24 protein-coding genes are annotated in these 25745 nt (G+C 72.7%); 10 read left to right on the top strand and 14 right to left on the bottom strand.

Annotation, left to right across the window (positions count from 1 at the left end; translation table 11 throughout):
- Nucleotides 1–44: 44 nt before the first annotated feature.
- Nucleotides 45–656 (top strand): dihydrofolate reductase family protein, encoded by a 612-nt coding sequence (locus tag JW592_RS03555; protein ID WP_209263358.1) that lies wholly within the window; start codon nucleotides 45–47, stop codon nucleotides 654–656.
- A gap of 17 nt (nucleotides 657–673) precedes the next feature.
- Here the strand turns inward: JW592_RS03555 and JW592_RS03550 are convergent, their stop codons facing one another.
- On the bottom strand, nucleotides 674–1186 hold the full coding sequence (locus JW592_RS03550) for a DinB family protein (protein WP_209263357.1): 513 nt from the start codon (nucleotides 1184–1186) through the stop codon (nucleotides 674–676).
- Between the two features lie 90 nt (nucleotides 1187–1276).
- Nucleotides 1277–1846 (bottom strand): Uma2 family endonuclease, encoded by a 570-nt coding sequence (locus JW592_RS03545; RefSeq protein WP_209263483.1) that lies wholly within the window; start codon nucleotides 1844–1846, stop codon nucleotides 1277–1279.
- 224 nt (nucleotides 1847–2070) lie between these two features.
- Between JW592_RS03545 and JW592_RS03540 the strand changes: the two genes are divergently transcribed.
- From JW592_RS03540 to eda, 3 genes are all read left to right on the top strand, one after another.
- Entirely contained in the window at nucleotides 2071–3624 is a 1554-nt protein-coding gene (locus JW592_RS03540) for an FAD-binding oxidoreductase (RefSeq protein ID WP_209263356.1), read from the top strand.
- A gap of 80 nt (nucleotides 3625–3704) precedes the next feature.
- Nucleotides 3705–4502 carry a peroxide stress protein YaaA gene (yaaA, locus tag JW592_RS03535; protein ID WP_209263355.1) on the top strand — a complete coding sequence of 266 codons (798 nt, stop codon included), beginning with the start codon at nucleotides 3705–3707 and terminating at the stop codon, nucleotides 4500–4502.
- A 73-nt stretch (nucleotides 4503–4575) separates the two neighbouring features.
- Nucleotides 4576–5322, top strand: coding sequence for a bifunctional 4-hydroxy-2-oxoglutarate aldolase/2-dehydro-3-deoxy-phosphogluconate aldolase (eda, locus tag JW592_RS03530; RefSeq protein WP_209263354.1), 747 nt, complete (start codon nucleotides 4576–4578; stop codon nucleotides 5320–5322).
- Here the strand turns inward: eda and JW592_RS03525 are convergent.
- From JW592_RS03525 to JW592_RS03515, 3 genes are read right to left on the bottom strand one after another with little or no spacing between them, the layout of a single operon-like run.
- Nucleotides 5291–6547 carry a bifunctional RNase H/acid phosphatase gene (locus tag JW592_RS03525; protein WP_209263353.1) on the bottom strand — a complete coding sequence of 419 codons (1257 nt, stop codon included), beginning with the start codon at nucleotides 6545–6547 and terminating at the stop codon, nucleotides 5291–5293. The two genes, eda and JW592_RS03525, sit on opposite strands and share 32 nt — an antisense overlap.
- A gap of 25 nt (nucleotides 6548–6572) precedes the next feature.
- Nucleotides 6573–7316, bottom strand: a complete 744-nt coding sequence (locus JW592_RS03520) for a zinc ribbon domain-containing protein (protein ID WP_209263482.1) — start codon at nucleotides 7314–7316, stop codon at nucleotides 6573–6575.
- On the bottom strand, nucleotides 7313–8251 hold the full coding sequence (locus JW592_RS03515; RefSeq protein WP_209263352.1) for a Nif3-like dinuclear metal center hexameric protein: 939 nt from the start codon (nucleotides 8249–8251) through the stop codon (nucleotides 7313–7315). The genes JW592_RS03520 and JW592_RS03515 overlap by 4 nt, the downstream gene beginning before the upstream one ends.
- A 249-nt stretch (nucleotides 8252–8500) precedes the next feature.
- Here JW592_RS03515 and JW592_RS03510 point away from each other — a divergent pair, with 249 nt between their 5' ends.
- On the top strand, nucleotides 8501–9886 hold the full coding sequence (locus JW592_RS03510) for a hypothetical protein (protein ID WP_209263351.1): 1386 nt from the start codon (nucleotides 8501–8503) through the stop codon (nucleotides 9884–9886).
- A 328-nt stretch (nucleotides 9887–10214) separates the two neighbouring features.
- Here JW592_RS03510 and JW592_RS03505 read toward each other — a convergent pair whose 3' ends face one another.
- From JW592_RS03505 to JW592_RS03480, 6 genes are all read right to left on the bottom strand, one after another.
- On the bottom strand, nucleotides 10215–11123 hold the full coding sequence (locus tag JW592_RS03505; protein ID WP_209263350.1) for a 3-oxoacyl-ACP reductase: 909 nt from the start codon (nucleotides 11121–11123) through the stop codon (nucleotides 10215–10217).
- A gap of 194 nt (nucleotides 11124–11317) precedes the next feature.
- Nucleotides 11318–12406, bottom strand: coding sequence for a Zn-dependent alcohol dehydrogenase (locus tag JW592_RS03500; RefSeq protein ID WP_209263349.1), 1089 nt, complete (start codon nucleotides 12404–12406; stop codon nucleotides 11318–11320).
- A gap of 13 nt (nucleotides 12407–12419) precedes the next feature.
- A complete protein-coding gene (gene chsH3, locus JW592_RS03495; RefSeq protein WP_209263348.1) occupies nucleotides 12420–13280 on the bottom strand; it encodes an enoyl-CoA hydratase ChsH3 in 861 nt (286 codons plus the stop codon).
- A 234-nt stretch (nucleotides 13281–13514) separates the two neighbouring features.
- Nucleotides 13515–14951: an MFS transporter gene (locus JW592_RS03490; RefSeq protein ID WP_209263347.1), complete on the bottom strand. Its 1437-nt coding sequence runs from the start codon at nucleotides 14949–14951 to the stop codon at nucleotides 13515–13517.
- A 41-nt stretch (nucleotides 14952–14992) separates the two neighbouring features.
- Nucleotides 14993–16291 (bottom strand): hypothetical protein, encoded by a 1299-nt coding sequence (locus JW592_RS03485; protein WP_209263346.1) that lies wholly within the window; start codon nucleotides 16289–16291, stop codon nucleotides 14993–14995.
- The gene (locus tag JW592_RS03480) at nucleotides 16288–17469 is read right to left on the bottom strand and encodes a hypothetical protein (protein ID WP_209263345.1); all 1182 of its coding nucleotides are present in this window, start codon (nucleotides 17467–17469) and stop codon (nucleotides 16288–16290) included. The genes JW592_RS03485 and JW592_RS03480 overlap by 4 nt, the downstream gene beginning before the upstream one ends.
- A gap of 154 nt (nucleotides 17470–17623) precedes the next feature.
- Between JW592_RS03480 and JW592_RS03475 the strand changes: the two genes are divergently transcribed.
- The 4 genes from JW592_RS03475 to JW592_RS03460 all read left to right on the top strand — a co-directional run bounded on the left by JW592_RS03475 (nucleotide 17624) and on the right by JW592_RS03460 (nucleotide 21515).
- Nucleotides 17624–18265 (top strand): class I SAM-dependent methyltransferase, encoded by a 642-nt coding sequence (locus JW592_RS03475; protein WP_209263344.1) that lies wholly within the window; start codon nucleotides 17624–17626, stop codon nucleotides 18263–18265.
- 222 nt (nucleotides 18266–18487) lie between these two features.
- Nucleotides 18488–19375, top strand: a complete 888-nt coding sequence (locus JW592_RS03470; RefSeq protein WP_209263343.1) for an N-acetylmuramoyl-L-alanine amidase — start codon at nucleotides 18488–18490, stop codon at nucleotides 19373–19375.
- Between the two features lie 121 nt (nucleotides 19376–19496).
- Nucleotides 19497–20384, top strand: coding sequence for a DUF5336 domain-containing protein (locus tag JW592_RS03465; protein WP_209263342.1), 888 nt, complete (start codon nucleotides 19497–19499; stop codon nucleotides 20382–20384).
- Between the two features lie 123 nt (nucleotides 20385–20507).
- Nucleotides 20508–21515 (top strand): LLM class F420-dependent oxidoreductase, encoded by a 1008-nt coding sequence (locus JW592_RS03460; RefSeq protein ID WP_209263341.1) that lies wholly within the window; start codon nucleotides 20508–20510, stop codon nucleotides 21513–21515.
- Nucleotides 21516–21549: 34 nt separating this feature from the next.
- Here JW592_RS03460 and JW592_RS03455 read toward each other — a convergent pair whose 3' ends face one another.
- Genes JW592_RS03455 through JW592_RS03445 form a run of 3 tightly spaced genes read right to left on the bottom strand, consistent with a single transcriptional unit; the run spans nucleotide 21550 to nucleotide 24823 of the window.
- Complete coding sequence (locus JW592_RS03455; RefSeq protein WP_209263340.1) at nucleotides 21550–22617, bottom strand: prenyltransferase/squalene oxidase repeat-containing protein; 1068 nt, start codon at nucleotides 22615–22617, stop codon at nucleotides 21550–21552.
- On the bottom strand, nucleotides 22614–23393 hold the full coding sequence (locus tag JW592_RS03450; protein WP_209263339.1) for a class I SAM-dependent methyltransferase: 780 nt from the start codon (nucleotides 23391–23393) through the stop codon (nucleotides 22614–22616). The genes JW592_RS03455 and JW592_RS03450 overlap by 4 nt, the downstream gene beginning before the upstream one ends.
- A gap of 59 nt (nucleotides 23394–23452) precedes the next feature.
- Nucleotides 23453–24823, bottom strand: a complete 1371-nt coding sequence (locus tag JW592_RS03445; RefSeq protein ID WP_209263338.1) for a glycosyltransferase family 4 protein — start codon at nucleotides 24821–24823, stop codon at nucleotides 23453–23455.
- 262 nt (nucleotides 24824–25085) lie between these two features.
- Between JW592_RS03445 and JW592_RS03440 the strand changes: the two genes are divergently transcribed.
- Nucleotides 25086–25745, top strand: coding sequence for a TetR family transcriptional regulator (locus tag JW592_RS03440; RefSeq protein ID WP_229375093.1), 660 nt, complete (start codon nucleotides 25086–25088; stop codon nucleotides 25743–25745).

Raw genomic sequence — 25745 nt, 5'->3', positions numbered from 1 at the left:
GGGACCGGAGCCCTTCCCCTGTGCACCAGAAGGAGACGAGAACCATGGCGAAGCTGACACTGACCACCATGCTGTCGCTCGACGGTGTGATGCAGGCACCCGGCGGCCCCGAGGAGGACCCGCGCGACGGTTTCGACCTCGGCGGCTGGGTGGTGCCCTACGCCGACGAGGGCATGGTGGACCGCATCACCAACTGGTTCCAGCGCGCGGGCTCCTTCCTGCTGGGGCGGCGCACCTACGAGATCTTCGCCGCGTACTGGCCGCAGGTCAGCGACGAGGAGGACCCGGTGATCGCCGGCCGGCTGAACCGGCTGCCCAAGTACGTCGCCTCGACCACGCTGGAGCGCGCCGACTGGCAGGGCAGCACGGTGCTGGGCGGCGATGTGGTGGCCGCCGTACGCGAGCTGAAGCAGCAGCCGGGCGACGAGTTGCAGATCCACGGCAGCGGGGTGCTGGCCCGGTCGCTGATGGCACACGACCTGATCGACGAGTACCGGCTGCTGGTCTACCCGGTGGTCCTGGGCAAGGGACACCGTCTCTTCGCGGAGGGCGCCGTGCCCACAGCCCTGCGGCTGGAGGCCACCGACGCGCTCCCCTCGGGCGTCACCACGCAGACCTACACCCCGGCCGGGCGGCCGACGTTCGGCTCGTTCTGACCGGCACCGGTGCCGCCTCAGCGCCCCGTGGCGCCGTCGGTCTGTTCGCGGAGGATGTCGGCGTGGCCCGCGTGCCGCCCCGTCTCCTCGATCATGTGGACGAGGGTCCAGCGCATCGACGGCGGTTCGCCGTCGCGCAGGGAGCGCTCACCGCGCCGGTCCAGGTCGTCGCAGGCGGCGATGATCCCGTCCGACGCGCGGATCGCCTCCTGGTAGGCGGCGATCAGCGAGGCGCCGGTCTCGCCCGGCAGGGGCGGCTCGTCGTCGTCCAGGGGCTGTTCGCCGCGCCCGGCGTACGCCCAGCCGAACCAGTTGTGCTCCACCCGGGTCAGGTGCTTGACCAGGCCCAGCAGGCTGGTGCCCGAGGGGACGCCGGGTGCGAGGCCGACTTCGTCGGAGAGCCCGGCCGCCTTGGCGATCACCGCCTCCCGCAGATACCCCAGGAACGCCGTGAGGGTCTCCTTCTCGCCACCCGTCGCATAGGGGGGCCTGACATCGCCACGCGCGGAAAATCCGGTCACATCAGTCATGCCGCCGACTGTAACCAGAATTGGCTGGCGGGGGCGCGGTGCTGCTGGTTGGCTTCCGGGGTGACGGTCACCCCGGAAGTTGCTGTGCCGCTAGGCGAAGTCGGTTGTCTCCAAGGTCATGGAGAAGGGCGCGGGGACCTCGATCTCCTTGCCGAACGGCATGGTGACGACCTGCTGGTAGTCGTCGTTGCCGGGTTCGCTGAAGAGGGTCACGGAGCCGCGCTCGCGGTCGACGAGGAGGTAGAGGGGGATACCCGCGAGGGCGTAGCAGTGGCGTTTGGTGTCCCGGTCGCGCTCGGGGCGCGTCGAGGTCACCTCCGCGACCATCGCCACTCCCTCGGCAGGCATCCAGGGCTCGGCCCCCCAGAAGAGACGGGCCGAGGTGGGGGTCCAGGTGGCGTCCGGGATCACATAGTTCTTCGGGCAGCGCCCTCCTCTTTCCAGCTTGAGGCCCTTGTTGCCGGAGACATCCATATCGGTGGCGGACTTCCGCGTCACCTGCTTCACCACCACACTGATGTGGCTCTCATGGTCCCCGTCCGGCGGCGGCGTCACGACGATGTCCCCCTCGATGAACTCGGCCCGGTAGCCCTCGGGCGTATCCAGGGCCAAGAAGCCCTCCAACAGGAGCTCTTCCTGCGAAAGCGGCTCGTGTGCCATGGCTGTCATGTCACACCCTTTCCTTGGTCACGATCAGTCTCAGCTGCCGCCCGCGTCGGTGCCGGGGGACGGGTCGCCCTTCACTCGATCGTGGCACACAGAGCGCAACCAGACCGCCTTCCACACGGAACCGCCATACCCGCACATCCGTCCCCTTCCATGACGGAGTCGATCTTCGTCGGCGACCTGGGGAACGAGCGGGACAGCAGGGGGCGGCGACAGCGATGGCGAGCACAGGGGCGGGGACGACGCGGCGTGGGCTGTTGCGGAGCGGGATCGCCGTCGGGATCGCGGCGGCCGGGGGGACGTGGATGACGGGGCGCGGCGCGTACGCGGCGGCGGACGACACCGGCGCGGCGTGGAAGGCGCTGGGCAAGGGGCTGGACGGGACGCTGCTGCGGCCCGGCGACCGGGACTTCACGGCGGCACGCAAGCTGTTCAACCCCCGCTTCGACGCCATACGGCCGGCCGCGGTGGCGTACTGCGCCGGGCCCGGTGACATCGCCGAGTGCCTGTCCTTCGCGCGCCGGCACGAGATACCGGTGGCCGTGCGCAGTGGCGGCCACTCGTACACGGGCTGGTCCAGCGGCAAGGGCCGGCTGATCGTCGATGTGCAGAAGATGGCCTCGGTGAAGGCGTCGGGGCGCAGTGCCACGGTGGGGGCCGGGGCCAAACTCATCGATGTCTACGCCGGGTTGGCCGCGCACAAGCGGACGATACCGGCGGGGTCCTGCCCCACGGTCGGGGTCGCGGGGCTCACGCTGGGCGGCGGGATCGGCGTCGTCGCCCGCGCGTACGGGCTGACCTGCGACAGCCTGACCGGCGCCACGGTCGTCACGGCCGACGGGAAGCGGCGCGAGGTGGCCGAGGACCACGACGGGGATCTGTTCTGGGCGCTGCGCGGCGGCGGAGGCGGCAACTTCGGTGTCGTCACCTCCCTGGAGTTCCGCACCCATGTGGCGCCCTCCTGCCAGACGTTCTTCCTCTCCTGGCCGTGGTCACGGGCGGCCGCCGTGGTGCGCGAGTGGCAGCGGTGGGCGCCGGTGGCGCCCGAGGAGATCTGGGCGAACCTGCATCTGTCGGCGCCGGCCGGTGGCCGTCCCGGCAGTGTCCGGGTCGGCGGGCTGTCACTGGGGGCGCGCCGCGAGCTGGAGAACCAGCTCGACCGGCTGGCCGGCCGGATCGGTACGCCATCCTCCGACACCTCGCTGCGACGGCACTCCTATCTGGACGCCATGAAGGTGATGGGCGGCGTCTCCGGCTGGACGCTCGCGCAGGCGCACCAGCGGGGCACGCTGCCGGGCCGTACGAAGCGGGGGAGGGTGGCCCGCGAGTCGTACGCCGCGCGCTCCGACTTCTACACCCGCTCCCTGCCGACGGCCGGGATCAAGGCGCTGCTCGACCGCGTCGAGCGGCTTGCCACGCTGCGCGGCGGTGGGGCCGGGAGTGTGGCGCTCGACGCGCTGGGCGGTGTCGCGAACCGGCCGCGGCCGGACGCGACGGCGTTCGTGCACCGGGACGCGCGCTTCCTGGCGCAGTACATCGTCTCCTGGCCGGACTCCGCCGATCCCGAGACGGTGGCCGGGCACCGCGGCTGGCTGGACGGTACGCACACGGCGATGCGCCGGTGGGCCAGCGGGTTCGCCTACCAGAACTACCCCGACCCGGCGCTGCGCGACTGGCGGCACGCCTACTACGGCGCCAACGCCGACCGACTGGCCAAGGTCAAGGCGGTGTACGACCCCGACCGGGTCTTCTCCTTCCCCCAGGCGGTGTGAACGTCACCTGCTGAGGAGGTGACGTCTCCCCGGTACGTACGCTGGGGTCCCCGCCACCGTACGTACCGAGGAGAAGTGCCGTGCTCGTTCTGTTGCCGCCGTCCGAAGGGAAGGCCGAGGGCGGCAAGGGCCGTCCGCTGGACCTGGAGACCCTGTCGCTGCCGGGGCTGACGCAGGCACGGGAGACGGTGCTGGAGGAGCTGGTGGCGCTCTGCCGCGCCGACGAGGAGAAAGCGCGCGAGGTGCTGGGCCTGAGCGAGGGGCTGCGCGGCGAGGTGGCCAAGAACGCCGGGCTGCGCACATCCCCGGCCCGACCCGCGGGCGAGATCTACACCGGAGTGCTGTACGACGCGCTGGGCCTGGCCACCCTGGACGCGGCCGCCAAGCGGCGTGCGGCGCGCTCGCTGCTGGTCTTCTCCGCGCTGTGGGGCGCGGTCGGGATCAAGGACCGCATCCCCTCCTACCGGCTCTCGGGGGGCGTGAAGCTGCCGGGCACCGGCGCCCTGGGCCGCTTCTGGCGCGGCCCGCTGGAGTCGGTGCTGCCCGAGGCCGCGGGCGGCGGCCTGGTGCTGGACCTGCGCTCGTCGGCGTACGCGGCCATGTGGAAGCCCAAGGGGGACCTGGCGCGGCGCACCGCGACCGTGCGGGTGCTGCAGTCGCGGCTGGTGGGCGGGGTGGAGAAGCGGTCGGTCGTCAGCCACTTCAACAAGGCGACCAAGGGCCGCATCGTGCGGTCCCTGCTGGAGGCGGGCGCCGCGCCGAAGACCCCGTCCGAGCTGGCCGGGACGCTGCGCGAGCTGGGTTACGTGGTCGAGGGCGCCGAGAACGGCGACGGACCGAAGGCCACCGCGCTGGACGTGGTGGTGACGGAACTCTAGGCGCGGATCCAGCGAAGTTGCATGCCGTGCAACGGCTGTTGCACCCTCCGAACCTCCCGGGCACGATACGGGCATGACTCCCCCGCCGCCCGTGCCGCACGCCATGCCCACCTCGGTGCTCGGTCTCGCCCCCGTCATCCCGGTCGTCGTGCTGGAGGACGCGGCGGACGCCGTGCCGCTCGCCCGGGCGCTGGTCGACGGCGGACTGCCCGCGATCGAGGTGACGCTGCGCACCGCGGCCGCACCGGAGGCGATCCGCGCCATCGCGGACGCCGTACCCGAGGCGGTCGTCGGCGCGGGCACGGTGCTCGGACCTGAGAACGTGCGCACGGCCGTGGGGGCAGGCGCGCGCTTCCTGGTCAGCCCCGGCTGGACGGAGGCGCTGCTGGAGGCCATGCGGGCTTCCGGGGTGCCGTTCCTGCCCGGCGTCTCGACGGCCTCGGAGGTGCTGGCGCTGCTGGAGCGCGGGATCACGGAGATGAAGTTCTTCCCGGCGGAGGCGGCGGGCGGCACCGGCTATCTGAAGTCGCTGGCCTCGCCCCTGGCCCGGGCCCGGTTCTGCCCCACCGGCGGTGTGACGGCGGCCAACGCGGCCGACTACCTGGCGCTGCCCAATGTCGCCTGCGTGGGCGGAACCTGGATGCTGCCCACCGACGCACTCGCGGCCAAGGACTGGGACCGGATACGGTCACTGGCCGCCGAGGCGGCCAGCGAAGCTTGGGCAGTCTGCGCCAGGGGCGCGGGGTGGGCAAGCGCAGCCCCCACGCGGGGTACGCGGGATCGAGCGGTCAAGCCCACCGCAGGTGACCCGTGTCGTTGAGCAGACGCAGCGACGCGTTGCCGTCGGCGTAGTAGGCGACCGCCGAGAGGGAGGCGGCGGACAGCTCCATCCGGTAGAGGGACTCGGGCGGGGCGCCGAGGGCGAGGCGGACCAGGGTCTTGACCGGGGTCACATGGGTGACGAGCAGCACCGTGCGGCCCTCGTAGCGGGCCAGGAGCTCGTCGCGGGCCGCCGCCACCCGCTCGGCGACCTCGGCGAAGGACTCGCCGCCTCCTGTCGGGCGGACCGAGGGAGAGGCCAGCCAGGCGTCCAGGTCCTCGGGGTGGCGCTCGCGGACCTCCGCGAAGGTGAGACCCTCCCAGGCGCCGAAGTCCGTCTCGCGCAGCCCCACGTCGGTGTGGACGCCCAGCCCGAGACGGCCCGCGACAGTGGCGGCGGTCTCCTGGCAGCGGCGCAGCGGGGAGGAGACCACGGCCTGGACCGTGCCGCGCGCTGCCAGCGCCTCGGCGACGGCGGCGGCCTGCCGCCGCCCCACGGCTGAGAGCTCGGGATCGGAACCACCGCTGCCGGAGAACCGCTTCTCGGGCGTCAGCGGCGTCTCGCCGTGGCGGAGGAGCACGAACGTGGTGGGGGTGCCCAGGTCGGGGCCCCAGCCGACACGGGTGCCGGGCGCGGTGGGGCCAGGATCGGTCGCGGCAGCCGACTCGGGCGCGGCAGCCGACTCGGGCGCGGCAGCCGGCTCGGGCGCGGTGGGCCCGGCGGCAGCCGGCTCGGCGGCAGCGGCCGGCGTGTGCGCGTCCAGTTCCGCGCGTGAGGCGCCCGCGTCCCACCGCTCGCCCCGCTTGCCCGCGTCCATCGCCTCGTTGGCGAGGCGGTCGGCGTGCTTGTTCTGCTCGCGCGGAATCCACTCGTAGGTGACGGCATCCGGCGGGAAGACAGCGGCGGCCTCCAGGGCCAGGGGGCGCATATCGGGGTGCTTGATCTTCCAGCGGCCCGACATCTGCTCGACGACGAGCTTGGAGTCCATCCGCACCAGCACGGCGGCGTGCGCGTCGAGCTCGTAGGCAGCGCGCAGTCCGGCGAGCAGGCCCCGGTACTCGGCGACGTTGTTGGTGGCCCGACCGATGAACTCGGCGGTCTCGCACAACGTTTCACCGGAGGCGGCGTCCCTGACGACGGCACCGTATCCGGCCGGGCCCGGGTTGCCCCGCGAACCGCCGTCCGCCTCGACGACGAAGGTACGCCGCGCCTGGGCCCCGCTCACCGCAGCCCTCCGCCCGCCGCCGCACTCACAGCCCGGAGTCCGGGGTGCGCACCAGGATGCGGCGGCAGTTCTCGCACCGGACCACGGCGTCTGCGGGCGCCTCGCGCACCTCGTTCAGCTCGGTGATGTTCAGCTCCAGGCGGCAGCCCTCGCAGCGCCGCTGGTAGAGCTTGGCCGCGCCGACGCCACCCTCGCGCTCACGGATCTTGTCGTACAGCTTGATCAGCTCGTCGGGGACGGCGCCTGCGACGGTCTCGCGCTCCTTGCGGACACCGGCCAGCTCGGCCTCGATCTCGGCCAGTGCGGCGTCCCGGCGCTCGGTGGCCTCCTGGAGCCTGCCACTGACGGACTCGACGCGCTCGCCGAGTTCGGCGGCGCGCTCGGCGGCGGACTCGCGGCGCTCCATGACCTCCAGGACGACGTCCTCCAGGTCGCTCTGGCGCTTGGCCAGGGAGGCGATCTCGCTCTGCAGGTTGGCCAGGTCCTTGGGGTTGGTGACGGCGCCGGAGTCGAGGCGCTGCTGGTCGCGGGTCGCGCGCTGGCGGACCTGGTCGACGTCCTGCTCGGCCTTGGTCTGCTCGCGCGCGGTGTCGCTCTCCTCGGTCTGCGCGGCCACGAGCAGGTCGCGGAGCTGGGCGAGGTCGGCCTCCAGCCGCTGGATCTCCTCGTGCTCGGGCAGGGTCTTGCGCTTGTGCGCGAGCTGCGTCAGGCGCGTGTCGAGTGCCTGGACGTCGAGCAGGCGGATCTGATCGGCGGGCGCGGCGTTCAGTTGGGGGCTCCCGGGGTGAGGTCGTTGTCGGTCAGTGCGGTCTGCTGGGCCGTGTCCTGCGCCGAAGGCGCGGCGAGCGGGGACGTCTGCGGCAGCGAGGGCGCGTGCGCGGTCCACGGGTCGGTGACGGTACGCGAGACCTCGGTGCGCAGGTCCCAGCCCTCCCGTTCGGCGACGGCGTCGAGCTGCGCGGCGGCCTGCTCGCACCACGGCCATTCGGTGGCGAAGTGCGCGGCGTCCAGCAGGGCGAGCGGGGAGTGCTCGCGGGCCTCGGAGGCGGGGTGGTGGCGCAGGTCGGCGGTGAGGTAGGCGTCGACGCCCGCTGCGCGTACGGTCTCGAAGAGGCTGTCACCGGAGCCGCCGCAGACGGCGACCGTGCGCACCGTCATGGCCGGGTCACCGGCGGCGCGGACACCCTGTGCGGTGACGGGCAGCGAGGCGGCGGCCCGCTCGACGAGGTCGCCGAGCGCCAGCGGGCGCTCCAGCTCGCAGATCCGGCCCAGCCCCCGCCGCCCGTCCGGGTCGGTGGCGTCGGGCACCAGGGGGCGCAGCACCCGCAGCCCGAGCGCGGATGCGAGCGCGTCGGAGACGCCGGGGTCGGCGGTGTCGGCGTTGGTGTGGGCGACGTGCAGCGCGACGCCGTTCCTGATCAGCGTGTGGACGACGCGGCCCTTGAAGGTGTCGGTCGCGACGGTTGTGGTGCCGCGCAGATAGAGCGGGTGGTGGGTGACCAGGAGTTCGGCGCCCTTGGCGACGGCCTCGTCGGCGACCTGTTGCACGGGGTCGACGGCGAACAGGACACGGCTGACGCGCGCTTGCTGGTCGGTCACGTCGCCGCAGACGGTGCCGACGGCGTCCCACTGCTCGGCGCGGTCGCGCGGCCACAGGGTGTCGAGCGCGGCGATGACTTCGGAGAGTGTGGGCTGTGCTGGCACGGGGCAAGGCTACCTGCCCGCTGCCCCGGAGCCGTCGGCCCGGTCGACGGCTGCGCTGCGGTCCACAGCGCGGGCCCGGGCCGCCCGGTTTTCGAACGAGGGGAAGGCCGTCAGCTCGGTGTCAGCACACCCTCCGGCGCCTTCGCAGGCGAACGGCATATGCGGTCACCCGTCCGCGTGAAGCGGTTCAACTGTCGTTGTTCGACTGCGAGTACGACGCCTAGCTTCGTGACCGGAGGTGACCGAGGCATGACGGCGAGTGTCGCAAGGGTCATGAACGAGAGCTTCACGGTCGCGGCGGACGGCTCCTACGCCGCCAGGCTCACCACACGGCCCGGCACGGAGCTCTGGTACCCGGAGCGCTGGACGCTCGACGGCCCGGAGCCGTACGCGGTGCCGCTGCCGGTGGAGCAGCCCGAGGAGGCCGACAGCCAAGTGCTGCCGCTCAAGGACGGACGGGTGCTGATCGCCCGCCCGGCGCCGGGGCGTCACTCCCTGGCCCTGCTCTACCCCTCGGGCCCGGAGACCGGCGAGCGGCGGCTGGGCACTGTGGAGACCGACGAGCTGCGGCTGCTGCCCCCGGCACCGTGCGGCATGCGCACCTACGCCCTGGCCCGCGAGCCCGGCGGCCGCACCACCGGCGTCTGGCTGGTGACCGACGGCTCCTCCCGCCCGCCGGCCCGGGTCGCACTGCTGCGAGGCCGCTGCTCGGGCGGCGCCTGGCTGGACCGGGAGGGGCGGCTGCTGGCCCTCGACACCGCCGGCCCGGACGGGGAGGGTCCCACCAAGACGGTGGCGGTCGACCTCGGCACGGGCGGCGAGGTCTCGCCCCTGCTGGAGATCACCGAGGACAGCGACGACCGGCTGCTGCTGGCCGACCCGGACAGCGGGCTGCTGCTCGTCCGCTCGAACGCGCCCGGGACGGAGCGGCTGGGCTGGGGAGTGCTGGGCAGCCACCGCCCCGTCCGGTTCCCCGAGGCGCTGCACCCCCAGGGCGCCCGGCTGACGCCGATCGCCGTCCAGCCGGGTCAGACGCTGCTGCCCGAACGGTGCGCGGTGGCGCTGCGGGTGGACACCCCGACTGGAGTGCCGCCCCGGCTGCCGGGGCCCGGGGGTGGCACCTGGCTCGCCGTCTGGCGGCCCGGACTGCGGGAGTTGCGGCATCTGGCGAGTCCGCCCGGTTGGCTGACGGGACACGGACTGTGGACGGCGGACGGGGAGTTGCGCGTCCCTTACTCGACGGCGCACACGCCGTGCGGGCTGGCCCGGATGCGGACACCGCTGCCGGACGAGGAGAAGACGGCGCCCGCGTCGGCACCTGCGGCGGCAGCACCGGCAGCGGTCGGTCCGGTGCCCGCGCCCGAGCCGATGCCCGCGCCCGGGCCCGCGCCCGGCCCAGCGGCGGCGCACGCGTCCACGCCCGCACCCGCACCCGCACCCAGGCGGAGGGAGTCCGGGGATGACGTCACGGCTCTACAACATCACGATCACGGAGTGCCGCCCTCCGGACTGCTGGGTTCCATGGTCCGCAGAAGGGTTTCCGCAGGCAGTGCCCGGTCGTTCGGGGCCACGGAGGAACCTGTGCCCAAGCCGGTGCCCCTCCAGCAGGCTCCGTTGGCCAGCGGAACGGCGTGACCGGCCGGTGAAACGGATCGAAGGGCGCTCGTACAGATCGATAAACTCCGCCGGGTACGACGGCAGAGCAAGAGATTGACGGAGTGACATCACGATGTCGGACACCCAGACCGAGACGCCCAGCAACACGCAGACGGCCGGCGAGGGGACTCACCGGGGGAAGCACAGGGGGGAAGCCGCCGCACAGGAGGAGCAGACCGTACCGGCCCGGGGCCGCCACCGCCGTCCGGAACCGGCCCAGTAACGGACGGGCCCGGTAACCGGCGGCCCCGACCGCCGCCGGACCCAGCGGTGGCCGGGGCCGCGCCGTCGGCGTCCTCGGGGAACCTCATCCCTTCCTGAGGCCGAGGACCTCAGGCGCGGCGAACGTCTCCTGCGGTGAACGCTGCGCGAAGAACGGGGTCAGGCGCTCGTCCAGCTCCGCAACGGTGAACATGTCCTTGGCGGTGTCGAACTTGGCCGCCGCCCTGGGCCGTTCCAGCAGCGCGACCATGCCCCCGTGCACCACCAGCACCTGGCCGCTGATCCGGGAGGCGGCCGGGGAGGCGAGGTAGCCCACCAGCGGGGAGACGTGCGCGGGCGCCAGCGGGTCGAGGCCGTCCACCGGCGGCTCGACGGACCGGAAGACGTCCTCGGTCATCCGGGTGCGGGCACGCGGACAGATGACGTTCACCGTCACTCCGTACTTGGCCAGCGCGCCCGCCGTCGAGGTCGTCAGGCCGACGATGCCGCCCTTGGCCGCCGCGTAGTTGGGCTGGCCCGGTGAGCCGGCCACGAACGCCTCGGACGAGGTGTTGACGATCCGCCCGTAGACCGGGCCACCCGTGGCCTTCGAGGTCTCGCGCCAGTGCGCGGCGGCGAAGCGGATGGTGTTGAAGTGGCCCTTGAGGTGGACCCGGATGACCGCGTCCCACTCCTCCTCGCTCATCGAGAAGACCATCCGGTCCCGCAGGATGCCCGCGTTGTTGACCAGGATCTCCAGCGAGCCGAACGCCTCGACGGCCAGCGCGACCAGTTCGCGGGCCTGCGCGAAGTCGGCCACGTCGCCGTGGTGGGCGACCGCCTCGCCCCCGGAGTCGCGGATCTCGGCGGCGACCTGTTCTGCGGCCTCGCCGAGGTCGTTGACGACGACGCGGGCGCCCAGGCGGGCCAGCTCCAGCGCCTCGGCGCGGCCCAGCCCCTGGGCCGCGCCGGTCACGATGGCGGCCTTGCCCTCTAAACAACCCTGCACAGACATGGGTCCTCTCTTCGTCTCACGTACCCCGCATGGGGGGCTACGCTTGCCAGCCCTGCGCCTCTGGCGCAGACCTCCCAAGCGCAGGTGGGTGACCATTCAGGGGCGCGGGGAACTGCTCCCCCAGCCTTCGGCCGGGAGGTGCCCCCAAAGCCACTACGCACCCGCAGTCTGCGAACTACGCCAGGGGGCACCCCCTACATCGCGATGCTGGTGCGCAATGCCTCACCGGTGCGCATCTGGTCGATGGCCTCATTGATCTCACCCAGCCGCACCCGGTGGGTGATCATCCCCTCCAGGTCGATCCGCCCGGCGCGCCACAGCGCCACCGCACGGTCGTACGAGCGCAGCACGTCCCCACCGCCGTAGAGAGAGGGAAGGATGCGCTTCTCGTCGAAGAAGAGCTCGAACATGTTGAACTGGAGCTGGTCGTCCATCGCACCGGCGCCCACGACGCACAGCGTGCCCCCGCGCCGGGTGGCGTCGTAGGCGGCCCGCGCGGTCGCGGATCTGCCGACGACCTCGAAGACGTGGTCGAACCCCTCATCGGCGGTGATCCGCCGCTTGGCGTCGGCGAGTTCGTCCGGTGCGACCGCCTCGGTCGCACCGAAGCGCAGCGCCGCCTCCCGCCGCCCGGCGACCGGATCGACGGCCACGATCTGCGCGGCACCGCAGGCCCGCGCACCCTGGACAGCGCTGATGCCCACGCCGCCGCAGCCGAGGACGGCGACCGAAGCGCCGGCCTCCACCCGCGCGGTGTTGAACACCGCTCCCAGCCCCGTGGTGACACCGCAGCCGATGAGCGCGGCGATCTCGAACGGCACATCGTCGGGGACCGGCACCGCGCACGGCGCGTCCAGGACGACCTCCTCGGCGAAGGTGCCGGTGCCCGCGAAGCCGAACACCTCGCCGCCGCCGTCGCCGGTTGTGCGGCGGAAGTTGGGAGTGCCCGCGTTCATGAAACCCGTCAGGCACAGATGGCTCTGGCCCCGGCGGCAGGCGGGGCAGCTGTTGCAGGCGGGCAGCCAGCACACCACGACGCGGTCTCCCTGCCGGGGGCGGGTCACCCCCTCGCCCACCTCCAGCACCTCGCCGGCGCCCTCGTGGCCCGGTACGAACGGGGCCGGCTGCGGGAGGACCCCGCTCATCGCGGAGAGGTCCGAATGGCACAGGCCCGTGGCCTTGATACGGACCCGTACCTTGCCGGGGCCGAGCCCGGCCGGTTCGATGTCGTCGAGGACTTCGAGCTTGTCCTGGCCGGTTTCGAGCAGTACCGCTGCGCGCATGGTTCAGCTCCCGTCAAGGTAGGTGGGTCACCACGCCGTCCCCCAGCACCGGCGCGTCGTCCCGCTCCACCGCCGTCGCCGTCAACTGCAGTCGGCCCTCGTCCAGTTGCCAGGCCCGCACCCGCAGGGTCTCGCCGGGGTGCACGACTCCGGCGAAGCGGACGCCGTACGACGTCACGCGGCTGACGTCGCCGTCCAGCACCCCGTCCACCAGCGCCTTCAAGGCCATCCCGTACGAGCACAGCCCGTGCAGAATGGGCCGCTCGAACCCGGCGAGCTGGGCGAAGTCGGGGTCGGCGTGCAGCGGGTTCCAGTCGCCGGAGAGGCGGTAGAGCAGCGCCTGGTTCTCGCGGATGGGGAGCTCGGTGACGAAGTCGGGTTTCCGTTCCGGCGGCGTCACCCGCCCGGAGGGTCCGCGCTCACCGCCGAAGCCGCCTTCGCCGCGTACGAAGAGCTGAGCCTCGGTGGTCCACAGCGGCCCGTCCTCGTCGGCGACGTCGGTGCGCAGTACGAGGATCGCGGCCTTCCCCTTGTCGTAGACGTCGGCGACCCGGGCTGTGGCGGTGGCCCGCCCGCCCACGGGGATCGGGCGGTGCAGCTCGACGGACTGGGTGCCGTGCAGCACCGCGGCCAGGTCGACCTCGATACCGGGCGCCGAGAGCCCGCCGACCACGCCCATGTCCGCGCCGGCGACGGTGGCGAACGACGGCAGGACGTGCAGCCTGCTCTCCAGGGTGTAGCGCAGTTCGGCCGGGTCGGTCGCGGGTACCCCGGCGCCGAGGCCGAGGTGGTAGAGCTGGACGTCCTTGTGGCCCCAGGCGATCTCGGTGCTGCGGGGCTCGGCTGCGAGGGCCTTCGCTACGTCGATGGGCATCGGGGAGTGAGCTCCTTGTTCCTCGGCGTCCGATCGTAATGGAACACGTTCTAGCTGCCACCGGCTCCCTGTATAACGCAGAGCCCTCGACATGGGAAGAACTGATGCAGCGTCAGCCGGGGGTCCACACGCCCCGGAGGGGCTCGGGGCAGTTCTCCATGGGCGGCTCCGCCGCGTGGGCGCGAGGAACCACGACGCGCCCGCAGTCCGCAGCACAGGGCCAGGGGCACCCCCTCAATCGGTCTTCGCGGCGGCGCGCGGCAGCGCAATCAGCATGAACAGCACACACGCCCCGAGCAGCGCGGCACCCGCGTAGAAGGCCGTGCCGTACCCGGCGGCCAGTGAGGCCGGGTCCTCGCGGCCGTCCGTCCGGGCGGCCGCAACCGTCGACAGCACGGCCAGACCGAGCGCACCGCCCATGGTGCGGCCGGTGCCGAACAGGCCCGACAGCAGGCCCGCCTCGCCCGGCTCCGCGGTCGCCGTCGCGATGGTGGCCAGCGGTGTCGCGGCCAGCCCGGCGCCGAGCGCCATCAGCACGCCGGGCCCCAGCAGCGTCGTCAGATAGGCGCCGTCGGCGTCCATGGAGCCCTGCCACACATAGCCCAGCCCGGCCATGGCGGCGCCCGTCACGGCGAGCCAGCGGTCGCCGATCCACCCCATCAGCATCGGCGCGATCTTGGAGCCGAGCACGATGGTCAGCGAGTGCGGGATCAGCGCGAAGCCCGCCTGGAGCGGCGTGTAGTGCAGCACGTTCTGGGTGAAGAGGGACAGGAAGTACCACATGGCGAACATCGCCAGCCCGGTGATGAAGATGGCGATGTTGGCCGAGAAGACCGCGCGACTGCGGAACAGCCGCAGCGGCACCAGCGGTTCGGGCGAGCGGGCCTCCACCGCGACGAACAGCGCGAGCATCACCAGGCCCCCGCCCAGCGGACCCAGCGCGCTGAGCGACGTCCAGCCGGCGCTGTCGGTCCGTACGATGCCGTACGCCACGGCGCCCAGGCCCAGCGTCACCAGCAGCGCCCCGGGCACGTCCAGGCGCCGGACCGACTCCTCGCGGCTCTCCGTCAGCCAGGCGACGGCCGCCAGCAGCACCAGCACCCCCACGGGGACGTTGATCAGCAGCACCCAGCGCCAGGACAGCGCGTCGGTGAGCACCCCGCCCACCAGCCCGCCGGCGGCACCGCCGCCCGCGCCCACGGCCGACCAGGTGGCTATGGCGCGGGTACGGGCCGGGCCTTCCGGTACGGAGGTGGTCAGCAGCGTGAGGGTGGCCGGCGCCAGGATCGCGGCGCCCATGCCCTGCACCCCGCGGGCGGCCAGCAGGTGCCAGGGGGCCTGTGCGAGGCCGCCCGCCAGGCTGGCGGCGGTGAACAGCGCCAGCCCGGTCACGAAGACCCGCTTGCGGCCGAAGAGGTCGGCGGCCCGGCCACCGAGCAGCATCAGGCCGGAGAAGGTGAGGGTGTAGGCGTTGACCACCCACTGCAGGCCGACCTGGGAGAGGGAGAGGGTGGCGCGCATCGAGGGGAGCGCGACGTTGACGACGGAGACATCGAGGACGACGAGGAACTGCCCGGCACATGCGGCCAGCACGACCGCCCACAGGCGTGGCGCGGTGGCGCCGGGTCCGGATATGGAGCGAGAACTCGCGGGCTGAGCGGTCTGCGGCATGCGCGTCAGTGTGACACCTCCGGCCCCGGGGTTCCGTACGGTTACGAGGCCCGCTCCGGACCCGTCACCCGCACCTTCCCGCAGCCGATCCGCTTCGCCTCGGCCGCGACGTAGGCGGGCAGCAGCTCGATCATCGGCGCATGCTTGCCGACGAGGTCCTCCTGCTGCACCAGGAAGGCCACGTGCCCGGTCTGGCAGGTGGCGACGTAGACACTCATATCGCCGAAGACGCCGCCGAATCCGTCGCCGCGGAACCGCACGGGACTGCTGTAGGCCAACGGCTCGACGAAGCCCGCCAGGCGCGGGTCCTCGATGGTGGTGAACCGGGTGGCGTCCAGATCGAAGTTGCGGCCGTACTCGCACGAGTGGGCCGGGCCCGTGATGTCGGTGGTGACGCGCATCGACTTGCCGAAATCCCCCTCACCCTTCATCCGCGCGGGCAGCCGCGTTCCCTTGAGCCCGCACAGTTCGTCCGCACCCGGGGTGTCCGCGTCCCGGCGCTCGGGCAGCGGGGCCAGCTTGCCCGGCTTCGGATAGCTGCCCTGGCACTCCCTGCTCGCCAGCACGCCGTTGGTCAGCTCGACCACGGCATCGGCCAGTACCTTCCGATAGGTACGCGCCTCGCCCGGGTCGCTCTCGTACGCGTCGAGCGAGCCCGAGGAGAGCGAGACCACCGTCGGGGGGTCGTCGCGCCCGCCCCCGGTGCAGCTCTGGGGCAGCGCCACCCACGCCCGGGTGCCGGAGACCATGCCGGGTATGCCGTCGCCCAGCGGAACCATCGCCGGCGAGAGGAACTCGCGCGTCCATTCGCGGGCGCCCCGGCCGTTGAACTGCTCCAGTTGCCGCACCCGGGCCGAGATCTGCCACTTGAGCTCGTCGTCCTCCCAGCGCTGGAGGCGGCACTCGGTGCTGTACCCGTCCTCTTCGCCGGTGCTGCGCAGCGACAGTTCCCTGGTCCGTATCTCCCCGTCCGAGAACAGACGGTCGACCGTGTCCGGTGACAGCGAGCCCCAGCACAGGTCCCGCGGGACGAACGGCAGCTCCCCCGCCCGCCACGCCATGGTGCCCCCGGCCAGCAGCGCCCCCACGACCGCGCCGACGACGGCCACACCGGGCTTCCCACGGAAGAAGCGCCGCACCCGGCCGACCGGCCCCGGCGCCGGGGCGGCGGACTTGGGCCCGGGGGCGGACTTGGACTCCGGGGCGGGATCAGGCGCGGGCTCCGGCTCGGGGGCGGATTCCGGCTCCGCGTCCGGTGTCGGCGCCGGGGCGGCGTCGTTCCGCTCCTCCTCGGACATCTGGCCCCTCTCGCTGTGCTGTTCTTCCTGCCGTTCGCTCATGAGGTGGACGCCACCGCCCGGCAGCCGAGGCGGTCGGCGACGGAGTTGGCCGTGGCGGCGAACACCTGGCGCGGGCCCGGCTCGGCGTGCGCGGACAGGAAACCGTCGAGCTGCATGAAGAAGACGGTGGGCCTGCCCCCGCAGTCGGCGGTCAGCAGGGCACGCTCCTCCCCGACCTCGCCCCTGCCGCGCCAGCCCTTGCCCGAAGCGCTGTCCTCCGCGAGACCCGTGAAGAGGGCGGCGAGCCGGGGCCGGGAGACCATCACGAACTGCCCGGCAGGTGTGGGAGCCCGCACGTCCGTCCGGTCGGCCACCGAGCACACTTGCAGGTCGTCGCGGACGGCTCCGACGTGTGCCCGGTAGTGGTCGTCCTTGCCCAGGCGGAACCGGAAGCCGGGAATCCGGCAGAGTGACGACCCTTGCGCGGCGAGGCTGTCGTCGGCGGTCGCCTCGGCGAGCGGCGAGGTGACTTCGAACGGCTCGCCGGGCGCGCACCCCGCCTGCTCTGCGGCATGGTTGGCGAGGGAGAGCAGCAGGTCTGCGACATCCGCCTCGGACCCCATGGAGGCGGCCGAGGACATCGCTGTGTCCGAGGAGCCCTCCAGGGTCACCACAGTGGGGCGCCCGTCGGCGGCGTCGCACTTCTCCGGGAGGACGAAGGCGGCGCGCCCCCTCCCCACCAGGCCCGGCAACCCGTCCGGCAGCGGCGCCGACTGTGCGCCCAGAAAGTCACTCAGCCACGCGGCACGCGCTCCCTTGCCGCGCCGAACGGGCGCGACCTCAGCGGTGATCCGATCCTCGTGCAGGTCGCCCGCCGGGGAGTCGCCGTACTCGTCGCCGGTTCCGGTGGTGCTGTCGGCGCTGTCGGCGCTGTCGGCCTTTTCCTTCAGCGTGACCGAGCAGGTGGCCCGCTCGCCCTTGCGGGGCGGGGCGGACTGCTCGCCCGTGCGCTCGTACCCTTCCGGGACCTCGTCGAGAGCACCCGGCTCGTCGTCGCTGTCGTCCTCGTGCCAGGCGCCCCAGCAGTAGCTCTCCTTGTCGAAGGGCCAGGTGTCGGTGGCCCAGCTGCCCACCCCGGCGCCGGCCAGTACGGCGAGCCCCAGCAGCACCGCGAGGCCCTTGCGGCGGCGCCGCGGTGTCCCACTGGCGGTCGCCGCGGACTCGTTGCTTCCTGTCACTCCACTCCCCCGTGTGTCCCGCAACAGTCCGGTGAGGGTACCTGCCGCCCGTGTGGGGGAGCGCAGTAGGGCAGCATGGCAGCACTCCACCCGTCCCAGGTGAAGAGCGGACCCCGGGCGCACGAGCGCGCCCATGACAGCGGAGGAACGAACGATGAACCGTCCGGCGCCGGAGCCCGAGGCCAGTACGCGCGCGGCGTTCGAGGCGGCGAAGGGGTTCATGCCGCTGGACGAAGGGCTGGCACTGTACGCGGCGGCCGTGGAGGCGGGCCGGCTGGGGCTGCCGCTGCTGGAGGTCGGCACCTACTGCGGGCGCTCCACGCTGCTGCTGGCCGACGCCGCGCGGCGCACCGGGGTGACGGCGCTCACCGTCGATCACCACCGGGGCAGTGAGGAGCAGCAGCCGGGGTGGGAGTACCACGATCCGGAGGTCGTCGATCCGGTGGTGGGCAGGATGGACACACTCCCCGCCTTCCGCCGCACGCTCCACGCGGCGGGCCTGGAGGACCAGGTGGTCGCGCTGGTCGGCCGCTCGCCGCAGGTGGCGGCGGTATGGGGGGTGCCGCTGGGGCTCGTCTTCATCGACGGCGGCCACACCGATGAGCACGCCACCGCCGACTACGAGGGCTGGACGCCGCATCTGGCGCCGGGCGGGCTGCTGGTCATCCACGATGTCTTTCCCGACCCGGCCGACGGTGGCCAGGCCCCGCACCGTATCCACGAGCGCGCGCTGGCCTCCGGCGACTTCCGCCCGGGCCCCGCCACGGGTTCCCTGCGGGTGCTGCGGCGCGGTTGATGGTGCCCCCTCTCCTTGCGCCGGGAAGAGACTGCCCCTGCCCCCTCCTTGCGGACCGCGGGTCGGCTGTGGTTGTGGGGGCACCTCCCGGCCGAAGGCTGGGGGAGCCGTTCCTCGCGCCCCTTACGGGGCGCGTCCGCAACGCAGGGCCTAGCATCTGTGCCCGTGGTGAAGAGATGCTTCGCGAGGGGGCGGCGGCGGACGAGCCGGCGAACAGCGGCCGTGGCGGTCGCGGGATCGGTGTGGCTGCTCGCCGGATGCGGAGCATTCGGTACCGGTCACGGCGGCGAGGGCGAACAGGACGGAGAGCCGCCCTCGGCCACGTCTGCCGCACCGAGCAAGGGCAGTAAGGGCGACAAGGGCAGCAACGGCGACGACAAGGGCCGCGAAAGCGGCAACGGCGGCAAGGGCGGCAAGGGGGCGCACAAGCCCGCGGACGCGCCCCTGCGAGGCAAGGTGATCGTCGTCGATCCGGGACACAATCCACACAATCGTGACCAGCCAGGCAAGATTTCCCGGCTTGTCGATATCGGCACGGGAAAGAAGGAATGCGACACCACGGGCACCTCGACCAATTCCGGTTACGCGGAGGCCGAGTTCACTCTCGATCTGGCGCACCGCGTCCGTACACAGCTACGAGAACGCGGTGCGACGGTGAAGTTCACCCACGACGGCGACGAACCGTACGGACCCTGTGTGGACGAACGTGCGAGGAAAGGGAATCGCGCACAAGCGGACGCCGCCATTTCGCTCCACGCGGACGGCGCACCCAGTGGGAGCCGTGGTTTCCATGTGATTCTTCCCGCATCGGTGCACAAGGGCGAGGCCGACACCCGGAAGATCGTGGGCCCCTCGCGCGAACTGGGCACCGAGGTACGGGACGCGTTCCGCGAGGCCACCGACGAGCCGCCGGCCAACTACCTGGGCGACGGCAACGGTTTGGACACCAGAGGCGACCTGGGCGGTCTCAACCTCAGTAAAGTTCCCAAAGTCTTCCTCGAATGCGGCAACATGCGTGACCCTGCCGACGCCGCACTCCTCACGTCGGCGAAGTGGCGTGAAAAGGCGGCGCGCGGGGTCACGGACGGCATCGCCGCATTCCTCAGCTGAGAGACGGGGAATCATGAAACGGACAGGCGAACCCCCGGGAGCGGCCCGTAGTGTCATCCGTACGATGGGGTGCTCACCCCCGGCAGACCTCAACCATGACCAGACCGATTAAGGACCCCACGTGAACATCCGCTCGCTCACGCGAGGCGACGGCGCGGTGATAGGAGCAGCGGTGCTGCTGTTCATCGCTTCGTTCCTCGATTACTTCTCCGCAGGCGACTGCGGCTCGTATTGCGACAAGATCGATCTGCCCAACGCCTGGGACGCGGAGAAGCTCCCGCTCGTCCTGCCCACGATCTTCCTGGCGGGCATCTTCGGCGCCGCCCTGCTCGTCGGTGGCCGCTTCCTGCCGGAGGGCCGTAAGTTCGGCGCCGTCTCGCTGCCGCAGGCCGGCGCGACCCTGATGGTGTTCTCGCTGTGGTCCGCGGTGTGGGGTATGGCCACCGCTCCGGACGAGGCGGAGATGGGCGCCGGCGCCATCCTGGGGCTGATCGCCGCGCTGATCGGTGCGGCCGCCGCGCTCATCAGCCCGGCGGTTCCGGCCCTCGCGGCCCCGCTGGTTCCCGCGGGCGGCGCGGCACCCGGCCCGTACGGCGGGCAGTACCCGCAGCAGGGTGGCGGCTACGGCTACCCGGGCGGCCCGCAGGGCGGCCAGCCGGGTCCCTACGGCGCCCAGCCCGGCCAGGCCCAGCCGCAGTACGGGCAGCAGCCGGGCCAGCCGCAGGGCGGTCAGCCGGGCCAGCCCGGTCAGCCCGGCCCCGGCCAGTCGGCCGGCGGCCCGCAGGGTGCCACCGGTGGCGCCCCGGACCCGAACTTCCAGCCGTTCTGGTTCGCCGTTCCGATGGCGCGCCCCCTCTTCCCGGAGGACGGCTCGCCGCAGCCGATCGCCGAGCTGGCACCCGGTACCTGGTACCTCGCGGTGGAGCAGCGCGGTCAGGCGCTGATCGCGCAGACGCAGGACGGCCGGCGCGGCGTCCTGCAGGACACCTCCAACATCCAGCGCGGCTGAGCCCGGCTCCGCCGCCCGAACGCGGCCCCTCGCCCTTCCGGGCGGGGGGCCGCTGCCGTACGCTGCCGCGGACCGGTTCACTGACGCCCCGTCAGCCGGAACCACGCGGAGGGGAGGCGGCACATGCGGCTCGGACTGGCGCTCGGCTACTGGGGGCGCGGCCCCGACCCGCGCGACCTCCAACTCGTCCGTCAGGCGGAGGAGTTGGGCTACCACTCGGTGTGGACGGCCGAGTCGTGGGGCTCGGACGCGTTCACGGCGCTCACCTGGATCGCGGCGCACACCTCCCGCATCCGGCTGGGCACCGCGGTCGCCCAGATGGCGGCCCGCACCCCGACAGCGACCGCCATGCACGCGCTCACCCTCGACCATCTCTCCGGCGGCCGGATGCTGCTCGGCCTCGGCCTGTCGGGGCCGCAGGTGGTGGAGGGCTGGTACGGCCGCCCGTTCCCCGCCTCACCGCTCACCCTGACCCGCGAGTACGTGGACGTCGTACGGCAAGTGCTGCGCCGCCAGGCGCCCGTACGGCTGGACGGGCGCTACCACTCGCACCCGTACGCCGGTGAGGACGGCACCGGTACGGGCAAGCCGCTCAAGCCGATCACTCATCCGCTGCGGCCGGATCTGCCGGTGCTGCTGGGGGCCGAGGGACCCAAGAACGTCGCCCAGACAGCGCGGATCGCCGACGGCTGGCTGCCGCTGTACTGGTCGCCCACCCGGGCCTCGGTGTACGAGGAGGCGCTGGCCGAGGCGCCGCCCGGGTTCCTGGTCGCACCGATGGCACAGGCCCGGATCTGCGACGACGTCGCAGAGGGGCTGCTGCCCGTCAAAGCGATGCTCGGCTTCTACATCGGCGGCATGGGCCACGCCCGGCGCAACTTCCACGCGGAGCTGATGGGGCGCATGGGGTACGCCGAGGACGCCGCCCGCATCCAGACCCTCTTCGCCAAGGGCCGCCGCGAGGAGGCGGTACGCGCCGTGCCCGACGCCTTCGCCGACGAGATCTCCCTGGTCGGCCCCCGCGAACGGGTCGCAGAGCGGCTGGAGTTGTGGCGCGCGGGGCCGGTGACGGACCTACTGGTGACGGCGCCCGATCCGGCGACGCTGCGGGTGCTGGCGGAGTTGAACTGAGGGGGCGCCCCGGTAGCAAAACGCCGCACGGGTCTCAGCAGCAGTCGGGCTCCAACCCATGAGGCAACCGATCGCCCCCGAACACCTGGACCGTCGCGTCGTCCCCTCCCAACGCGGCGACAGCCAACAGCAGGGCTGCGGCAGTCCAAGTCGTCCGCTCCACCGGCCAGATCACCTCGTCGTCGAAGACGAAACCCGTCCAGTACATGCCGTCGTCGGCGCGCAGATGCTGCATCCAGCGCAGGATGTCCAGCGCGTGGTCCGACTCGCCCGTCGCCCACAGGGCCAGCGCCAGCTCGGCGCTCTCGCCGCCGGTCACCCACGGGTTGGGGGTCACGCACCGTACGCCGAGGCCGGGCACCACGAACCGGTCCCAGCCCTCCTCGATGCGCTCCTTGGCCGCGGGCCCGCGGAGCGCTCCGCCGAGCACGGGGTAGTACCAGTCCATGGAGTAGCGGCTCTTGTCGAGGAACCGCTCGGGGTGGCGGCGGATGGCGTGGCCGAGCCACCCGGCGGCCAGCTCCCAGTCGGGCTGCGGCTCCTCGCGCCGTTCGGCCAGCGCGAGCGCACACCGCAGGGCCTGGTAGACGGAGGAGGACCCGGTCAGCAGCGCATCGGTGCAGGCGGTGCCGTCGGCTTCGCGTTTCCAGCCGATCTGGCCGCCCGGCTGCTGGAGGCGCAGGACGAATTCGACGGCTGACACCACCATGGGCCACATCCGGTCGACGAAGGTGTCGTCCCCGGTGGAGAGGTAGTGGTGCCACACGCCGACGGCAGCGTACGCGCAGAAATTGGTCTCGCGCGTGCGGTCGGTGGGCGCGGCCGCGTCCCCGTCGGCGTAGGCCGCGTACCAGGAACCGTCGGGCAGCTGGTGGTCGGCCAGCCAGCGGTAGGCGGCCTCGGCGCGGGCGTGCTCCCCGGCCGCGTCCAGTGCCATGGCGGCCTCGACGTGGTCCCACGGGTCGAGGTGGTGCCCGCGGAACCACGGTATGGCGCCGTCCTCACGCTGCCCGGCCACGATGCCCTCGACGGTCAGTCCGGCCTGCGCGGCGGTCAGCACGCCGGGCAGCACCAGCCGCTCGGTCCGCTCCGGGCTGGTCACTTGGCCGCCGCCGCGGACGCGCCGGCCGCCTGGGAAACGGTCGGCTCCGCCGGAAGGCGCGGCAGGTGCGGTTTGGTCGCGTAGGCGACGAAGCTCTTGCCGATCAGCGGGTCGAGGGCGCGCTCGGCGAGCCGGGTGGCCAGCGGGCGTTTCATGATGTCCCAGACCAGCAGCTTGTGGTAGGCGCGCACCGGCAGCGCCTTGTCGTTGTCCACGCCGAAGGCGCACTTGAGCCACCAGTACGGCGCGTGCAGGCCGTGCGCGTGGTGGGTGCCGTACGGGCGCAGTCCAGCCTCGCGCAGCTTGGCGAGGAGTTCGGTGGCGCGGTAGATGCGGATGTGGCCGCCCTCGACCTCGTGGTAGGCGTCGCTCAGTGCCCAGCAGACCTTCTCAGGACCGTAGCGCGGCACAGTCACGGCGAGCCGGCCGCCCGGCTTGAGGACCCGCACCATCTCGGCGAGTACGCCCTTGTCGTCGTGGATGTGCTCCATGACCTCGGAGATGATGACGACGTCGAAGCTGTCGTCGGGGAAGGGCAGCGCCAGCGCGTCGCCCTCCATGGCGGTCGCGGTGGCGCCCTCGGGCACCTCCCCCGCCTCGGCCATGGCCGTGAACCAGGTGGCGACCTCGCGGATCTCCTCCGCGTTCCGGTCGAGCGCCACCACGCGCGCACCGCGCCGGTAGCACTCGAAGGCGTGCCGCCCCGCCCCGCAGCCCAGGTCGAGCACACGGTCGCCCGGGGCGAGCGGGAAGCGGGAGAAGTCCACGGTCAGCACGGGGGATCAGCCTTCCACAGGGTTTCAGGTGGTGGTGGGCGGGGAGGCGGGTGGGCCGGTCACCGGCTGTCGGCGACGGCGCGCACAGGCTCGGCGGGCAGCCGCGCCATGGGAGCCTGCACCAGCGCGGTGGAGGGCGCTCCCGCCCCCATGGCAGCGCGATAACACTCAACCGTGCCGATCGCCGCCCGCTCCCAGGTGAACTTCCGCAGCACCCGCTCCCGCCCGGCGCCCCCGAGCCGGGCCCGCAGCGCACCATCGTCCAACAGCCGGACCAGCCCGGCGGCAAGCGCACCCGCGTCGCCGGGCGGCACCGCCAAGCAGGTCTCGCCGTCCCGCCCGGCGACCTCCGGGATGGCTCCGCCGGTGGTGGCCAGCAGCGGGGTGCCGGTGGCCATCGCCTCGGCGGCGGGCAGCGAGAAGCCCTCGTACAGCGAGGGCACACAGGCGATCTGCGCCGAGCGGAGGAGCTCTGCCAGCTCGGCGTCGCTGATGCCCTTGACGAACTCGACGGCGCCGGCCAGCCCGTGGGTCTCCATCGCCTCGGCGACGGGGCCTTCGGCGGGGCGCTTGCCGACGACGACCAGGTGGGCCTCGGGCCGCTCGGTGCGCACCTTGGCCAGCGCCTCGATCAGGAAGACCAGGCCCTTGAGGGGGACGTCGGCACTGGAGGTGGTGACGATACGGCCCGGCACCTCGGGCACGCCCTGCTCGGGCGCGAACAGGCGGGTGTCGGCGCCGATGGGCACCACGTGGACCCGCTCGTGCGGTACGCCCAGGTCGTCGGCGATCTCCTGGCGGGACGAGCCGGAGACGGTGACGACCGCGGGCAGCCGGCGGGCGACGCGGCGCTGCATCCGGGTGAACCCGTACCAGCGGCGGACCGAGGCACTGCGCCGCCAGCCGGTTGCCGCCTCCAGCTCCAGCCGCCGGTCGACGGTGATGGGGTGGTGGATGGTGGTCACCAGCGGCGCGCCCAGGGCGCGGGGGCCGCCCAGCAGCCCGTAGCCGAGCGTCTGGTTGTCGTGGATGACGTCGAAGTCGCCGCGCCGCGCGGCCAGGTGGCGGCGGGCGCGCAGGGAGAAGGTGAGCGGCTCGGGGAAGCCCCCGGTCCACATCGTGCCGACCTCCAGCAGGTCGACCCAGTCGCGGTACTCGCCCAGCTTGGGGGTGCGGAAGGGGTCGGGCTGGCGGTAGAGGTCGAGGCTGGGCAGCTCGGTGAGGGTGAGCCGGCCGGAGCCCGGCCCCTCGGGCACCTCGTCCAGCACCGGGTAGGGCTGGGCGCCGATGACCTCGACGCTGTGGCCGAGGCGGGCGAGTTCCCTGGACAGATGGCGTACGTAGACGCCCTGGCCGCCGCAGAAGGGGTTGCCCTTGTACGTCAGCAGCGCGATGCGCAGCGGGCGGTCGGTTACGGCCTCTGCGGTCACTCGCGGCCCCCTTCGTCACTGCGTTCCGCCGGAGCGTAGCCGCTCGCGCTAACCTAGAACAAGTTTCAGGATTGACATTCGCAAGGGACGGGCCCCGGCGGGCGGACCACCGCGGACTCGTGCCCGGACTGCAGAATTTACCGGCCAGTCACTTCGGGCGAGCCGTCGGAGCAGGTGATTCGCGCCACCTCGCGGCGCCTGGAAGAATGCACGGCTCCCCACAGGGCTGAGAGAACGCCACGGAAACGGGACCAACAACGCGATGCCGACACCGCCGCAGCCCAAGCCCAAGCCCACAGGCGGAACCCCCCGAGGCGGGACCGGGCCGCTGCCGGGCCGGTCGCTCCCGCACGCGCCGCCGCTGACCGAGCGCCAGGAGGCCAGGCGCCGCCGCATCCTGCAAGCCAGCGCCCAGCTCGCCCGCCGGGGCGGGTTCGACGCGGTGCAGATGCGGGAGGTCGCGGAGTCCTCGAACGTGGCACTGGGCACCCTCTACCGCTACTTCCCCTCCAAGGTGCATCTGCTGGTCGCCACCATGCAGGACCAGTTGCAGCACATGCACGAGACGCTGCACAAGCGCCCCCCGCAGGAGACGGAGGCCGCCGCCCGGGTCGCCAAAACGCTGATGCGCGCCTTCCGCGCCCTGCAACGGGAGCCGCAGCTGGCGGACGCCATGGTGCGCGCCCTCAACTTCGCGGACCGCTCGGTCAGCGCCGAGGTGGACACGGTCTCCCGGCTGACCACGGCGATCATCCTGGAAGCGATGGGTCTGGAGGGCCCGCCCACCCCCGAACAGCTCTCAGCTGTCCGCGTCATCGAGCACACCTGGCACTCGGCGCTCATCACCTGGCTCTCGGGCCGTGCCTCGATCGCCCAGGTGAAGATCGACATCGAGACGGTTTGCCGCTTGATCGAGAGGTGA

It is taken from the genome of Streptomyces spirodelae (assembly GCF_017676385.1).
Taxonomy (GTDB): domain Bacteria; phylum Actinomycetota; class Actinomycetes; order Streptomycetales; family Streptomycetaceae; genus Streptomyces; species Streptomyces spirodelae.
The sequence above is the reverse complement of the archived record's forward strand: the minus strand, read 5'-3'. Positions and strand labels throughout refer to the sequence as shown.

Coding starts and splice junctions, on each gene's coding strand:
- JW592_RS03555 (WP_209263358.1), top strand. CDS start 45: ATGGCGAAGCTGACACTGACCACCATGCTGTCGCTCGACGGTGTGATG.
- JW592_RS03550 (WP_209263357.1), bottom strand. CDS start 1,186: ATGACTGATGTGACCGGATTTTCCGCGCGTGGCGATGTCAGGCCCCCC.
- JW592_RS03545 (WP_209263483.1), bottom strand. CDS start 1,846: ATGGCACACGAGCCGCTTTCGCAGGAAGAGCTCCTGTTGGAGGGCTTC.
- JW592_RS03540 (WP_209263356.1), top strand. CDS start 2,071: ATGGCGAGCACAGGGGCGGGGACGACGCGGCGTGGGCTGTTGCGGAGC.
- eda (WP_209263354.1), top strand. CDS start 4,576: ATGACTCCCCCGCCGCCCGTGCCGCACGCCATGCCCACCTCGGTGCTC.
- JW592_RS03510 (WP_209263351.1), top strand. CDS start 8,501: ATGACGGCGAGTGTCGCAAGGGTCATGAACGAGAGCTTCACGGTCGCG.
- JW592_RS03505 (WP_209263350.1), bottom strand. CDS start 11,123: ATGTCTGTGCAGGGTTGTTTAGAGGGCAAGGCCGCCATCGTGACCGGC.
- JW592_RS03500 (WP_209263349.1), bottom strand. CDS start 12,406: ATGCGCGCAGCGGTACTGCTCGAAACCGGCCAGGACAAGCTCGAAGTC.
- chsH3 (WP_209263348.1), bottom strand. CDS start 13,280: ATGCCCATCGACGTAGCGAAGGCCCTCGCAGCCGAGCCCCGCAGCACC.
- JW592_RS03490 (WP_209263347.1), bottom strand. CDS start 14,951: ATGCCGCAGACCGCTCAGCCCGCGAGTTCTCGCTCCATATCCGGACCC.
- JW592_RS03485 (WP_209263346.1), bottom strand. CDS start 16,291: ATGAGCGAACGGCAGGAAGAACAGCACAGCGAGAGGGGCCAGATGTCC.
- JW592_RS03475 (WP_209263344.1), top strand. CDS start 17,624: ATGAACCGTCCGGCGCCGGAGCCCGAGGCCAGTACGCGCGCGGCGTTC.
- JW592_RS03460 (WP_209263341.1), top strand. CDS start 20,508: ATGCGGCTCGGACTGGCGCTCGGCTACTGGGGGCGCGGCCCCGACCCG.
- JW592_RS03440 (WP_229375093.1), top strand. CDS start 25,086: ATGCCGACACCGCCGCAGCCCAAGCCCAAGCCCACAGGCGGAACCCCC.